The sequence below is a fragment of the Exiguobacterium sp. s28 genome (assembly GCF_018618135.1).
Taxonomy (GTDB): Bacteria; Bacillota; Bacilli; order Exiguobacteriales; family Exiguobacteriaceae; genus Exiguobacterium; species Exiguobacterium mexicanum_A.
The window spans coordinates 103,489-117,348 of record NZ_JACSLL010000006.1; the positions used below are offsets into that span (position 1 = coordinate 103,489).

General features: G+C 52.8%; 11 protein-coding genes and 1 pseudogene. 10 read left to right on the top strand and 2 right to left on the bottom strand.

Annotation, left to right across the window (positions count from 1 at the left end; translation table 11 throughout):
- From KNP78_RS08480 to KNP78_RS08520, 9 genes and pseudogenes are all read left to right on the top strand, one after another.
- The gene (locus KNP78_RS08480; protein WP_214754072.1) at window positions 1-1,290 is read left to right on the top strand and encodes a nucleotide sugar dehydrogenase; all 1,290 of its coding nucleotides are present in this window, start codon (window positions 1-3) and stop codon (window positions 1,288-1,290) included.
- 16 nt (window positions 1,291-1,306) lie between these two features.
- Window positions 1,307-2,104, top strand: coding sequence for an ABC transporter permease (locus tag KNP78_RS08485; RefSeq protein ID WP_034778846.1), 798 nt, complete (start codon window positions 1,307-1,309; stop codon window positions 2,102-2,104).
- Between the two features lie 7 nt (window positions 2,105-2,111).
- Window positions 2,112-2,888, top strand: a pseudogene (tagH, locus tag KNP78_RS08490) (teichoic acids export ABC transporter ATP-binding subunit TagH); the annotation flags it as partial.
- Window positions 2,889-2,968: 80 nt separating this feature from the next.
- Window positions 2,969-4,075: a non-hydrolyzing UDP-N-acetylglucosamine 2-epimerase gene (gene wecB, locus KNP78_RS08495; RefSeq protein WP_034778842.1), complete on the top strand. Its 1,107-nt coding sequence runs from the start codon at window positions 2,969-2,971 to the stop codon at window positions 4,073-4,075.
- 76 nt (window positions 4,076-4,151) lie between these two features.
- Entirely contained in the window at window positions 4,152-4,631 is a 480-nt protein-coding gene (locus tag KNP78_RS08500) for a hypothetical protein (RefSeq protein WP_034778840.1), read from the top strand.
- A gap of 24 nt (window positions 4,632-4,655) precedes the next feature.
- Window positions 4,656-6,089 carry an MBOAT family O-acyltransferase gene (locus KNP78_RS08505; RefSeq protein WP_034778837.1) on the top strand — a complete coding sequence of 478 codons (1,434 nt, stop codon included), beginning with the start codon at window positions 4,656-4,658 and terminating at the stop codon, window positions 6,087-6,089.
- A gap of 18 nt (window positions 6,090-6,107) precedes the next feature.
- Window positions 6,108-7,349 (top strand): DHHW family protein, encoded by a 1,242-nt coding sequence (locus KNP78_RS08510; protein ID WP_214823655.1) that lies wholly within the window; start codon window positions 6,108-6,110, stop codon window positions 7,347-7,349.
- 37 nt (window positions 7,350-7,386) lie between these two features.
- Window positions 7,387-8,799, top strand: coding sequence for a glycosyltransferase (locus KNP78_RS08515; protein WP_214823656.1), 1,413 nt, complete (start codon window positions 7,387-7,389; stop codon window positions 8,797-8,799).
- A 101-nt stretch (window positions 8,800-8,900) separates the two neighbouring features.
- On the top strand, window positions 8,901-9,404 hold the full coding sequence (locus tag KNP78_RS08520) for a YdcF family protein (RefSeq protein ID WP_052090156.1): 504 nt from the start codon (window positions 8,901-8,903) through the stop codon (window positions 9,402-9,404).
- 35 nt (window positions 9,405-9,439) lie between these two features.
- On the opposite strand, the gene chrA is transcribed toward KNP78_RS08520, so the two are convergent.
- Both chrA and KNP78_RS08530 read right to left on the bottom strand, forming a co-directional pair.
- Window positions 9,440-10,624, bottom strand: coding sequence for a chromate efflux transporter (gene chrA, locus KNP78_RS08525; protein WP_034778831.1), 1,185 nt, complete (start codon window positions 10,622-10,624; stop codon window positions 9,440-9,442).
- Window positions 10,625-10,629: 5 nt separating this feature from the next.
- A complete protein-coding gene (locus tag KNP78_RS08530; RefSeq protein ID WP_034778829.1) occupies window positions 10,630-10,938 on the bottom strand; it encodes a PadR family transcriptional regulator in 309 nt (102 codons plus the stop codon).
- 201 nt (window positions 10,939-11,139) lie between these two features.
- On the opposite strand from KNP78_RS08530, the gene KNP78_RS08535 reads away from it, so the two are divergent.
- Window positions 11,140-13,824, top strand: a complete 2,685-nt coding sequence (locus KNP78_RS08535) for an HD domain-containing phosphohydrolase (RefSeq protein ID WP_235420212.1) — start codon at window positions 11,140-11,142, stop codon at window positions 13,822-13,824.
- Window positions 13,825-13,860 lie beyond the last annotated feature (36 nt).

The window sequence follows — 13,860 nt, forward strand, 5'->3', positions numbered from 1 at the left end:
ATGAAAGTATGTACAGTAGGTCTTGGGTATATTGGTTTGCCGACATCGGCAGTCTTCGCTAAATACGGCGTCGACGTCGTTGGGGTAGATATCTCTCAAAACGTCGTAGATAAATTGAACCGTGGCGAAATCCACATCGAAGAGCCAGGTCTTGGCGAAGTCGTCGCCGACGTCGTCGCAAAAGGTAAATTCCGTGCGTCACTCTCACCGGAGAAAGCGGACGCCTTCATCATCGCCGTACCGACACCAAACAATGATGACGAGCACAAGTCGTGCGACCTCACTTACGTTTTGGACGCGACACGTAAAGTCCTTCCATTCGTCGAGAAAGGGAACGTCATCATCGTCGAGTCGACAATCGCGCCACGTACGATGGACGATTTCGTCAAGCCGATCGTTGAAGAAGCTGGATTCGTCGTCGGCGAAGACATCTTCCTCGTTCACTGCCCAGAGCGTGTCCTTCCAGGACAAATCTTGCATGAGCTCGTGCACAACAACCGTATCGTCGGCGGCATCACGCCTGCCTGTGCGGAAGCTGGCGCACGTGTCTACGGCACATTCGTCGAAGGCGAAATCGTCAAGACGGATGCGAAGACGGCTGAAATGTCGAAACTCATGGAGAACACGTTCCGCGACGTCAACATCGCCCTCGCGAACGAACTCGCTAAAGTGTGTAACGACCTCGACATCAACGTCCTCGACGTCATCGAGATGGCAAACAAACACCCGCGCGTCAACTTGCATAGCCCAGGTCCTGGCGTCGGTGGTCACTGCCTCGCGGTCGACCCGTACTTCATCGTCGCGAAGTCACCTGACCTCGCTCAAATCATCAACTTGTCGCGTGAGACGAACGTCTCGATGCCAGCTTACGTGGCCGACAACGTCGAGAAGCTCGTTGCGGGCATCGAAGACGCGAAAGTTGCTGTCTTCGGCGTGACGTACAAAGGAAACGTCGACGACATGCGTGAAAGCCCAGCCGTCGACATCTGTGAGCTCTTGCTCGACCGCGGCGTGAACATCTCGGTTCATGACGGCCACGTCGAGAAGTCGACATCGAGCCGCTTCGACCTCGTATCGAAAGAAGAAGCGATTCAAGATGCGGACCTCGTCCTCGTCCTCGTCGACCACAACGAGTTCAAGACACTCGATTTCGCTGAACTTAGCGGAGCGATGCGTCGTCCGATGATCTTTGACACGCGCAACATCGTGAAGCCGGCTGGCGACGATGTGGCTGTCGTAAACTACGGCAACTTGTACAAATTTACAAAGGAAACGAATCTCGTACGTTGATTCAAGGTGAATTCACATGTTTAAATCCGCGAAAGCTATTCTTTCAGAACTGCAATCGAGTAAGTATCTGATCATGCGTCTCGCGACGTATGAGACGAAGAGCAACTATTCAATGCAGTACCTCGGATTTTTATGGGAATTCGTCACGCCATTGCTGCAAATCGCAGTCTATTGGTTTGTATTTGGATTTGGTATTCGAAGCGGCAGGCCGATTGATGGCGTGCCGTTTCTGCCATGGCTCGTTGCGGGGATTGTCGTCTGGTTCTTTATTGCCGCGGCAATCACTTCCACGGCTCGGTCTGTCTATTCGAAGATTGGGTTAGTTTCTAAGATGAGCTTTCCAATCTCAACGATTCCTGCGTACGTCCTGTTATCGTTGTTTTATCGCCATGCCATTTTAGTGGCGGTATCCTACGTGTTAATGTGGGCGTTCGGCTATCCGATGGGGCTGCATTCGCTTTGGTTCATTTACTTGGCGATCAGTGCTCTTGCCTTACTTTACTCGCTAGCGTTAATCACGTCCGCACTGACGACCATCGTGCGCGACTTACAAAACTTATTGCAATCGCTCATGCGAATGCTCATGTACTTGACGCCGATTTTTTGGGTTCCGACCGGCCGTCTCGCAGATATTCTTCAAGTCAACCCATTGTATTACTTGATTGAAGGCTATCGTTCGATGTTCCTCGGTACCGATTGGCTCGCGAACAACTGGGCGTATGGTCTCTACTACTGGGCGATCGTGCTCGTCCTCTTCTTTGTTGGTTCGATGATCCATATGCGCTTCCGTCGATATTTCATCGATTACATTTGAGGAGGCTATCATGTATCAAGTTAAATTTGAGAACGTGTCAAAACGTTATACGTTATACAACAAGCCGACCGACAAATTGAAGGAGATTTTCCTCAATAAAACGAACGGGAAGCAATTCTATGCGCTCCGGAACGTCACGTTTGAAGTGCCGCCGGGCGAAGTCGTCGGCATCATCGGCATCAACGGGTCAGGAAAATCGACGATGTCGAACCTGCTCGCGGATGTCATGCCGCCCACCCACGGTCAAATCCAGTTAAAAGGCAAGACGGCGCTCATCGCGATCTCGTCTGGCTTGAACGGGAACTTGAGCGGGATGGAGAATATCGAATTGAAAGGGCTCATGCTCGGGATGACGAAACAACAAATCGCCGAGCTGACGCCACAGATTGTCGAGTTCGCCGATATCGGTGACTTCATCTATCAACCCGTCAAGACATACTCGAGCGGGATGAAGTCGCGTCTCGGATTTGCGATTTCGATTAATATCGACCCTGATATCCTCGTCATCGATGAGGCGCTCTCGGTCGGTGACCAAACGTTCACCGACAAGTGTCTCACGAAGATGAACGAGTTCAAGGATCAAGGCAAGACGATTTTCTTCATCAGCCACTCCGTGTCACAAGTCCGGCAGTTCTGTACGCTCGGACTTTGGCTCGAGTTCGGCGAGGTCCGCGAATACGGACCGGTCGAAGAAGTCGCACGTGAATACAACAAGTTTTTAAGATGGTTCCGTAACTTATCGAAAGACCAACAAGACGCGTTTAAAGCGGATAAGTTGAAACGCCGGACAACCGTTGTCGAATCTACAGAGCTCGGCGAGACGTATATCTTGCCGCCGCTCACAGAAGAGGAGTTAGCGAATCGATGAAAAAAGTAATGACTGTCTTCGGGACACGCCCGGAAGCGATTAAAATGGCACCACTCGTCCTCGAGTTGAAGAAACGTGAAGGGGTCGAACCGATCGTCGTCGTCACGGCGCAACACCGTCAAATGCTCGACCAAGTGCTCGAGTTGTTTGAAATCAAGCCAGACTACGACTTGGATATCATGAAAGACAAACAAACGTTGTATGACGTGACGTCACGCGTGCTCAAAGGCATGGGTGAAGTCATCGCTGAAACGAAACCGGATATCGTCCTCGTCCATGGTGACACGACGACGACGTTCGCGGCATCGCTCGCGGCGTTCTATAACCAAGTCGCGGTCGGACACGTCGAAGCGGGTCTTCGCACGTACAACAAGTACTCACCGTTCCCGGAAGAGATGAACCGTCAGCTCACAGGCGTGATGGCCGACCTTCATTTCGCACCGACGGAAACGTCGAAAGAGAACTTGCTTCGTGAAAACAAACCGGAAGACAAGATTTTCGTCACGGGCAACACGGCCATCGACGCACTCAAAACGACGGTCCGTGAAGACTACACGAACGAGTTGCTCGACTCAATCCGTGAATCAGGCCGCCGTCTCGTCTTGCTCACGGCCCACCGTCGCGAGAACCTCGGCGAGCCGATGCGCAACATGTTCCGTGCCGTCCGTCGTTTGATCGAGAAGTATGATGATATCGAAGTCGTCTACCCGGTCCATATGAACCCGGTCGTCCGTGAACTCGCTAACGAGATTTTGCACGACATCGACCGTGTTCACTTGATCGAGCCGCTCGACGTCTTCGATTTCCACAACTATGCGTCAATCTCGCACTTGATCCTCACGGATTCAGGCGGCGTGCAAGAAGAAGCACCGTCACTCGGTGTTCCGGTCCTCGTCCTTCGTGATACGACGGAACGTCCGGAAGGCGTGGCCGCTGGTACGTTGAAACTCGCTGGTGTCGAGGAAGAAGTCATCTTCGGTCTCGCTGATGAGCTTCTTTCGGATGCAACGGCTTACGAGAAGATGTCGAAAGCCTCGAACCCTTACGGTGACGGGGAAGCGTCACGACGCATCGTCGACGCCATTTTGGCAACGGATTTCTAATAACTTAATGTAAAAGAATAAGAGTTGTCTCGTACATGCGTACGGCGACTCTTTTCTTATAAACGGAGGAAACGATATGGCAGTCAAACGAATTCGCCCTGCGATTTATCATTATTATCCGCGCGGCTTTCAAAAAGACCATTTACGGATGCGTGAAGAAGGGTATAAGACAGAAGTTACGTTCATGCCGGAGAGTGAGTCCGACTCGATTTATGTGCAACTGTTCGATTTGAAATTTGAAATCCCGCCGTCACAAATGTTTTTACCCGACGCCAAGATGGACCCTTGTAAGACAATTGGCCTCGATACACAGATTCACGTGCTCAGCGATGCGACCGTGAAGCTCGAGATGTATTTCATGCAATATAAAGATAAGGAACGTGTCTCGAACAAACGCTTCAAGTTGACGCTCAACCCGGGCGTCAACCAGATCGAGGAGTCGATTCCTCAAGTCGAAGGTGCGGAGTATTTCAAACTCTCTTACAAGTATGTGATTGAGACGACGGAGCCCCGGACCATTCGACTCGACGATTTATATCTCTCGTTTGAGGAGTAATCTTGTAGGAAGGGACTAACTCAGATGCTATTTAGTTCAACCGTCTTTTTATTCTATTTCTTGCCGATCGTCATCGGTTTGTACTTCATCTCGCCGCGTCCCGTCAAAAATATGATTTTGCTTGCCGCGAGTCTGTTTTTCTATGCATGGGGCGAACCGCGATTCGTCTTGATCATGCTCGCGTCGATTGTGATGAACTACGTCTTCGGACGGCTCGTCGATCGTGACCGACAACATGAAAAGAAAATCAAGTTATGGATGACGCTCATGGTGCTCGGGAACTTAGGGATGCTCGGGGTGTTCAAATATGCGAGCTTCTTCGTCGAGAACGTCAACAGCGTCCTCGGCTTCTCGCTGAACGACCCGGAAATCCCGCTCCCGCTCGGCATCTCGTTCTTCACGTTCCAAGCGATGAGTTATGTCATCGACGTGTACCGCAAAGACGGTCAAGTCCAGCGCAACATTTTCGACTTGGCACTTTACGTCTCGTTCTTCCCGCAATTGATTGCCGGACCGATCGTCCGCTATCAGACGGTCGCCGATGAAATTGTCGACCGGCGCGAGACGATCGATGACTTCGTGTCTGGGATTCAGCGCTTCGTCATCGGTCTCGGAAAGAAGATGATTTTAGCGAACAGTGCCGGCTACGTCGCCGACCAGATTTTCGGCATGCCGGCCGGCGAGATGTCGACGACACTCGCCTGGATCGGGGTCATCGCCTATTCGCTCCAAATTTACTTCGATTTCTCAGGTTATTCGGATATGGCCATCGGGCTAGGGCGCATGTTTGGGTTCCACTTCTTAGAGAACTTTAACTACCCGTATATCTCACGTTCCGTTTCGGAGTTTTGGCGCAGATGGCACATGTCTCTCGGAAGCTGGTTCCGAGACTACGTCTACATCCCGCTCGGCGGAAATCGCCAAGGCGAGTGGAAGACGTATCGTAACTTGGCCATCGTCTGGCTCTTGACCGGTGTATGGCACGGGGCGAGCTGGACGTTCATCGCCTGGGGTGTATACTATGGGGTATTCATCATGCTCGAACGTGCATTTCTTGGGAAATGGTTGAAAGCGATGCCGTCTTGGCTATCGCTATCGTTCACGCTGTTCGTCGTCATCATCGGTTGGGTGTTCTTCCGAGCCGACGATTTCCCATATGCGATCAGTTATTTACAGGCGATGTTCGGTCTTCACGGCGGTCCGCTATTCGACCAACAAGCGCTCTACTACTTGGTTCAATACGGTGTCGTCCTCACGATCGCCATCATAGGGGCAACGCCAATCCCGCGCATCGTCGTCGGGAAACTATTGAGCCAAGAACTCGATGAGACGAAATCGATGACGACTCGTCGCATCGTCGGACTCGTCCGTGTGACGGGCGTGACCGTGCTCTTCTTCTTATCGATTTCGTATATCGTGTCGAGCACGTTCAATCCATTTATCTACTTCCGCTTCTAAAGAGAAAGGAGCAATACGATGCAGAAGCCGTTAGATTCTCGAAAGCCTGGTCCACGCCCGATCAAAGAAAAACCGAAAGGGCTCGAAAAGTCCTGGTTCGCTGACTTTCTATTGCTCGGTGTGTTTCTAGGCGTACTTTTTCTCGGTCTGGCCACGTATTGGTTCGGTCAAGATCGGGAAGTGTCCGTGTTAGAAGGGCGTGAACTCGCACAACAACCGGAAGCATCGGTCAAGGCCGTGCGCGATGGCTCCTATATGGAAGCGTTTGAAACCTATTCGAGTGACCAAGTGTTCCAACGTGACCGTTGGATGGGGCTCCAGGCCGGTTTCCAAAAGAACGTTTTCCGACAACAAGTCAATAACGGGGTGCTCGCCCTCGATAATGATGTGCTCATCAGTCCGGACGAGCCGGTGCGCGGGTTTGACAACATGAAGCGCCTGTTCCCGGAATTCGGGGAGGCGATGCAAGAACAGGACGTCCCGGTCTACTTCGCCTCAGCTCCAAGTAAACCGGCTTTCGCCTCTAAAAATGAGTTGATTCCGGATTACGTCATGAGCGGGGACTTGGAGAGCCGCGGCAATTTACATGACGCGGTCGAAGGGGCCGAGTTCGAACTCATCGACCTCGGCGAGACAATCTTCAATCAACCGATGGAAGACATCTATTTCTATAACGACCACCATTGGAACGTCCACGGGGCTTTCCTCGGGTATCAACAAATCATCGAGCGGCTCCAAGAAGACTATAAGGATGTACCGAAACTTGAGGCGTCCGACATGGAGACGTTCAAGATCGACCAACCGTACTTCGGCTCGCACGCCCGTGAGATCTCACTCCCGTACGTCGAGAAACTCGACTATTTGGAATGGTTGGAACCGAAAGATGGCTTCACGACCGAGGTCTGTCGGAATGGCGATGACTGCGGTCACTCTGTCATCGCCCGCGAAGAAGCCGAAGAAACAGCACGGTTCTCTGACTTCTATAAAGTGTTCATGAAGGACAACTATAGACAGCTGCGCATCGAGCAGAAGGATCCGGTCAACGACTTGCACGTGCTCGTCTTGAAGGACTCGTACGCCAACCCGGTGCTCGGCTTCCTCGGTGAATCGTTCGGGACTGTTTCGGCGATTGACGTCCGCTATGCGGAAGGAAAAGTCGATATCACGGACTACGTCGAAGAGAACGATGTCGATCTCGTCTTGTTCATGCATAACGACCGCATCTCCGGGATGTCTGGGGATTACGAAGAGTCGTTCTAAGCTGTATATCACACAAAATTGAGAAGGGATTAATCAAATGAGGATTCTGTTACCTGTATTTTTCCACTCGGCGATGGGTGGGTTGCACCTTCACATTTTAGCGTCGGTCCGCCATTTACGTAAACATGGACACGATATCACGGTCGTCTCGAAACCAGGTCCGTTTGCGGATGAGATTCGCTCGCTCGGCGGGACCGTCATCGAGACGGACTATACGAACGAGAATGTCAAAGACGTGATCAAGCAGTTGATTGAGTTGCCGTTCGACGTCGTCTATGCGCACCCGTTCAACTCTCGCCAACTCGGTGTCGCGGTGGCGGAGGCAAAGAATATTCCGTTCGTGCTCGTCATTCATGGGATGTATCACGATGACATCGATCAGTACCATACGAGTATCTCAAAAGTCATTGCCGTGTCTGAAAAAATCGCGGAGTATTTGGTGGACCATTGTCCACAGATTGCCACGAAAGTAGAAGTCATCTTGAACGGGGTATCGGATTTGTTCCAACCGAAAAAACCAGCGCGTAAGAAAGAACGTCTCGTCGGGATGTTCTCATCCCGCATTGACCCAGATAAGCTGTTTATTTTAGACGTCTTTTTAGACGGTTTGAAAGATGAGCGCGTCCAACAAATGCCGATTGATTGGTATGTGATTGGAGACGGGACTCAGCGCGAGAAGTACGAGGCACGGTATAAAGAGACCGTTGAAGGGACGAACCAAAAAATCGAATGGCTCGGCTGGCTCAGTCAGGAAGAGCTTCCAGAGACGATGAGCGAAGCCGACTTTATTATCGCTCCAGGTCGAGCGGCACTCGAAGCCATGGCTGTCGGAAAGCCAACGATTGCCGTCGGCAGTAAAGGCTACCACGGCTTGATCACTCCAGAGTCATGGCGTGACGCTGCTAAAATTAACTTTGGCGGTATCGGGAAAAAGTATGACGGCTATAAGAGCGGCTCGATTGGTGATGAAATCAAGCGCCTACAGGACGAGTCGTACCGGGCTGAACTCTCGACATTCTCAGCCGAGTTGGTCGACCAAGAATTCCGAGACGTGGTCCCCCAAACTCGTCTGGAGCAATTGCTCCAAGAAGTGATCGCCGATGGCGGGCCTGCTGTCGAAGTGGAGGCGGTGTATCCGTACAGCCGTTACGAACAGCTCAACTATTATCGGACGGCCCAATTGCTAGAAGGGAAGCTCGATAAGAAAGAAGCGCTCCGTAAGCAAACGAAAGAAGAACGAGATCAAGCCCGTAAGAACACGAACCAAGTGAAACGTGACTTAATTGCGGCGAACCGTTCGAATCGTGACAAGGACAAGCAAGTGTCCACCCTTGAAACGACGGTGAAGCAACTTGAATCTGAGAAAGAAGGTTTGGCTAAAGAAATCGAGACGTTGAAGCAACAACTCGACAAAGCGAAATCACATCCGATTGGTAAGTTCTTTATGTGACTTGGCGGCTATAACGAAGGACCGGTGGAAATTCCATCGGTCCTTCGTTGTCCCTCGATTTTAAAAAGATTGCTATAATCATCCCGAGGCAGGTGAGAGAGATGGCACAAAGAAACGCTGACGGCACGTATCGCTACGTCCTCGTCCTCGGTGCAAAAGTGAACGGGATTCAACCGTCCCGTGCCTTGTTGCACCGGATTGAAGCGGCGGCTGAATACGCGAATCAATATCCGCACGTCGAACTCATCGCTTCTGGGGGACAAGGACCTGATGAAGGGATGGCGGAGGCCCGCGTCATTGCCCGGGAGTTGACGGCACGTGGCATTGATGCGGCGCGAATCCATATCGAAGCGGAGTCGACGTCGACGTATGAGAACTTTCTGTTCAGCCGTTCGATTTGGAGTGGAGAGTCTGGTCTGACCGTCGTCACGAACGACTTTCATGTGAGGCGGGCCCGGCTCGTCGGACGCCTGTACTTTGGGCTCTCGACCGACGCACTGTATGCGAGAACGCCGACGGCCACAAAACTGAAGTACGTCGTCCGTGAACAGTTGGCGTACGTGAAGCTGTTCATCAACTATATGCGCTGGAAATGGCGGCCATGACAAAAGGGACTTCGCGAAGAAGTCCCTTTTTCGTGTTATAACGTGCCGATGATCATCCCGCCGATGACCCCGACGATGACGAGCGCCCAAGGCGGCATCTTCCAATACGCGATCATGGCGAACAAGAAAGCAGCGAAGACGAAGTCGACCGCACCGTTCACCGTGCTCGTGAAGATCGGCTGATAGAAGGCGGCGATCAAAATCCCGACGACGGCAGCGTTGACACCGATGAGCGCACCGGCGACTTTTGGGTTGCGACGGAGTGCATCCCAAAACGGCAAGGCGCCGAGGATCAACAGGAACGCCGGCAAGAAGATGGCAAGCGTGGCGAGCAAACCTCCCGGCACGCCATTGATGACCGTCCCGAGATAAGACGCGAATGTGAAGAGCGGTCCCGGTACGGCTTGGGCGGCCCCGTAACCAGCGAGGAACGCCTCTTCACTTAAGAAACCGGCCGGTACGAGTTCGCGCTCGAGGAGCGGCAAGACGACGTGGCCGCCGCCGAAGACGAGGGCCCCGGCGCGGTAAAAGCTATCGAACATGGCGACCGATTGACTCTCGATCGTCTCCCGTAAGATCGGCAAGATGACGAGGAGCGCCCCGAACAGTCCGAGAAGCGTCGCCCCGAGTCGTTTCGAGAGCGGGAACGAAGCCGACTTGACGTCGAGGTTTTGCGGTTTGAACAGCAAGAACCCGGCAAGTCCGGCGAGCAAGATGACGAGCACTTGGCTATAGGTCGTCTGCCATAACAGGACTCCGGCGAGTGCGAAGAACGCGATTGTCCGCGTCTTCGCGTCCGGCGTCAATTTACCGGCCATTCCGAGAATGGCGTGGGCGACGATGGCGACGGCGACGACTTTCAATCCATAAAGCCAGCCCGCGTCTGAGACGTCGAGTCCCGATACCAATAGGGCGAATAAGATGAGGGCGATGACGGACGGGGCCGTGAACCCGATGAACGACGTGATCCCGCCGAGGATGCCGCCACGGACGATCCCGATGCCGATGCCGACCTGGCTGCTCGCCGGACCCGGCAAGAACTGACAGAGGGCGACGAGGTCGGCATAGGCGCGTTCGTCCATCCATTTGCGACGGCGGACGTACTCCTCATGGAAATAGCCGAGGTGGGCGACCGGTCCGCCGAACGAGGTCAGGCCGAGCCGGGTCGATACGAATAAAATCTCAAGTAACGTTTTGAACGTTACGCGTTGGTTGGACATGTGCTTCACTCCTTAATTTCTTTGAATAGTTCATACGCTTTTTGACGGGCTTCCGCCAAGACGACGAGGCCTTTTTCGGTCGTCGTGTAATTCTTCCGGATATGACCCGCGACGAGCTCGTTCGTCCGGACGAGCAGCCCGTCTTGTTCCATCGAGTGCAAAATCGGATAGAGCGTGCCGGCGCTAATCGAGTAGCCGTGCTCGCGGAGCTCCTCGACCATCCAAGCTCCGTACACCGGGTGCTCAGAGGCGTGGTGCAAGATATGGATATGGATAAAACCGAGAAACAGTTTTCGAAGAACGCGGTCTTCCACGTGTATCATCTCCTTAAAATCGGTTTTCGATATCGGTTTTCGTAATCATACTAACAATCGAGATGGGGAGGTGCAAGCCGTGAGGTGTCATTTACAAAAACTTAATGTGCGCATATTGGCGAGAATCGATTCGGAAAATATAGGGAATTTGTAAGAAATGAGGTAAACTGAAAAGTAGAATTGAACGGAGGAGGGACCGACGTGGCAGACTTAGACCAGACCAAATTTCAATCCTTGTTGCGCCATATGCCCCAAGGCTACGTCGAGTTTAAAGTGCTCTACGATGAGGCGGCGGAGCCCGTCGATTACGAGTTTCATGAAGTGAACGAAGCGTTCGAGCGCATCATGAAAGCAAAGCGTGAACATTTTCTCGGTGGACGGATCACCGACAAGTTGAAAGATTTTGAATATAGCGAACGGGAATGGATCGTCCAAGTCGCGCGGGCCGTCGGCAGTGGCGAAGCCATCACGTTCGAACATTTCTCGCGTCGCAACAAGGCCTGGTATGAACTGTCTGTCTTTAGCGAGCGTCCGGGTTATGTGTCGACGCTGTTCCACGACATCACACCGCACGTCCAAGAGAACAATGCGCTGAAACAACTCGTCAACGTGTCGCACCGCTTCGTGACGACGGGACGTGAATTATTAATGAACCAACATTTCCTCGACCAGATTCGAGGGTTCACCGGCGCCAAGGCCGTGACGCTCAATTTAGTCGATGATGATGGGCAGACGTACTCGACCGTGGCGCTCTCGGGCATTGATGAACTGCTCGAGCGCAGTCTCGACGTCCTCGGGTTCCATCCGGTCGGCCGCAAATGGCCGATGAGCTCGAAACGATCCAAGTTACTCGAGGCACCGAGCCCAATCGTGTTTGACGACATTTTACCGCTCGTCGACGGGGTGTTGCCGAAACGACTGATCAAAAATATTTTACGGATTTTTGACCTTGGCCAAGTCGTCTTGTTTAAAATCGAGAAGGACGGTGTCTTTTACGGGGATTTGACGATTGTCATGCAAGGAAATAAAGAGGCGAGCCGCCTTGGGCTCGTCGAATTGTATATCGTGCACATCCTCGAACAGATGACAAAAGCGGACCGGCAAATCGGAGATGCGAAAGAGTCGATGTTCGAAGGGTTCGCCACCGTCGACCTGGAGTGCATCATGTCCCTGACCAATCATGAGATTTTCCATTTGAACGTGGCGTGGGAGCGTGTGCTCGGGTTTCCGCTCGAAGAACTCGAGAACATGGACTTCACGAGCCTGATTCATCCCGATGACGTCGAGAAGACGAATGAAGCGTTCGCCTTGCTCGAAGAAGGGAAGGACATCTTTCGTTTCGTCAACCGATACCGGACGATCGACGGAGACTATCGATCAATCGAGTGGCATTCAAAAGTCCAAGGCAACTATATTTACGCAGTCGCCAAAGACGTGACGGAACGCGTCCAGCTCGAGGAAGAACTCGCCGAGCGGGACCGATTGCTCACGAAGCTGTCCGATCAAGTGCCCGGTGCCATCTATCAGTTCGAACGGCGCCCGGACGGCAGCTTCCACTTCCCATTCTTTAGCCGGGGGTTCGAGGTGCTGACCGGTATCACGTTCGAAGAGATGAAACAAGACCCGGGTCTCGTGTTCTCAAAAATCCATCCCGAAGATTATCCGAACGTGATGGCGAGCATCGAGACGTCGTACGAGAACTTGACGATTTGGGATGCGGAGTTTCGCGTCCTGACGCCCGACGGTCGGACGACGTGGATTTTAGGATCGTCGCGTCCAGAGAAGCTCGATGAAGGGCACGTCCTTTGGCACGGCTATATCGGTGACGTGACCGAGAAGAAGAAATATGAGATGGAAATCGAGTATTTGAGTTATCACGACCAGTTGACCGGGGTGAAGAATCGCCGTTACTTCGATGAGGCGCTCATCACGTACGACGAGCCGGACTATTATCCGCTCGCCTTGATCGTCGTCGACGTCAACGGGTTGAAGCTGACGAACGACGCGTTCGGTCATCTCGTCGGGGATCGCTTGTTAATCGAGGCGACGATGACGCTCAAACGTGAGATTCGAGGGAAGGATACGGTCGCTCGAATCGGTGGGGATGAGTTTGTCATCATCATGCCGAATACGTCACTTGAAGAGGCGAACCGATTGTCCGATCGCCTGAGCCAACTGTTCCTTGCCAAATCGATCGAAGGGCTGCCGATTTCGGCATCGTTTGGGGAAGCGGTGAAGGAAGATGACGCACTCTCCATCGCGGAAGTGTTCAATTTGGCCGAGGACCGGATGTATCACCATAAAGTGTCGGAGAAACAAAGCCGACGCCATCATTCGATTCAGCTCATCATGCGAACGCTCTACGAGAAAATCCCGCGCGAGGAAGCGCACTCGCAACGCGTCGCCGAGCTGTCACGGCAACTCGGACGGGCGATGGGCTTCACGAGTGCCGATGTGAACGAACTCATCACGGCAGCGACACTGCATGATATCGGCAAGGTCGCGATCAGCAATGAGATTTTAGACAAGCCGGGCACGTTGACCGAGGCCGAATGGCGTGAAATCAAACGTCATCCCGAAGTGAGCTACAACATCTTGAGTACGGTGCCGGAGTATGGTCCACTGTCGGAAATCGTGCTCGCCCACCATGAACGATGGGACGGGAACGGTTATCCGAAAGGCATCAGCGGAAAGCAGATCCCGCTCGCGTCACGCATCATCTCGATCGCGGACACGTTCGACGTCATGATGACGGGACGCCCATACCGGAAAGCGAAGACGCTCGACGAAGCGCTCGCGGTCATCGCAGAAGAAGCAGGCCGACAGTTCGACCCTGAACTCGTCGAGGTGTTTTTCAAGAAAGTCGTGCCGACGTTACAGAGGTGATTGAAGCATTATAAAAAGGAGAGCCATCGCGGCTCT

Excerpts from the sequence above, each read along its gene's own strand:
- KNP78_RS08485 (WP_034778846.1), top strand. The coding sequence starts at position 1,307 with ATGTTTAAATCCGCGAAAGCTATTCTTTCAGAACTGCAATCGAGTAAG.
- KNP78_RS08515 (WP_214823656.1), top strand. The coding sequence starts at position 7,387 with ATGAGGATTCTGTTACCTGTATTTTTCCACTCGGCGATGGGTGGGTTG.
- KNP78_RS08520 (WP_052090156.1), top strand. The coding sequence starts at position 8,901 with ATGGCACAAAGAAACGCTGACGGCACGTATCGCTACGTCCTCGTCCTC.
- KNP78_RS08500 (WP_034778840.1), top strand. The coding sequence starts at position 4,152 with ATGGCAGTCAAACGAATTCGCCCTGCGATTTATCATTATTATCCGCGC.
- KNP78_RS08480 (WP_214754072.1), top strand. The coding sequence starts at position 1 with ATGAAAGTATGTACAGTAGGTCTTGGGTATATTGGTTTGCCGACATCG.
- wecB (WP_034778842.1), top strand. The coding sequence starts at position 2,969 with ATGAAAAAAGTAATGACTGTCTTCGGGACACGCCCGGAAGCGATTAAA.
- KNP78_RS08505 (WP_034778837.1), top strand. The coding sequence starts at position 4,656 with ATGCTATTTAGTTCAACCGTCTTTTTATTCTATTTCTTGCCGATCGTC.
- KNP78_RS08510 (WP_214823655.1), top strand. The coding sequence starts at position 6,108 with ATGCAGAAGCCGTTAGATTCTCGAAAGCCTGGTCCACGCCCGATCAAA.
- chrA (WP_034778831.1), bottom strand. The coding sequence starts at position 10,624 with ATGTCCAACCAACGCGTAACGTTCAAAACGTTACTTGAGATTTTATTC.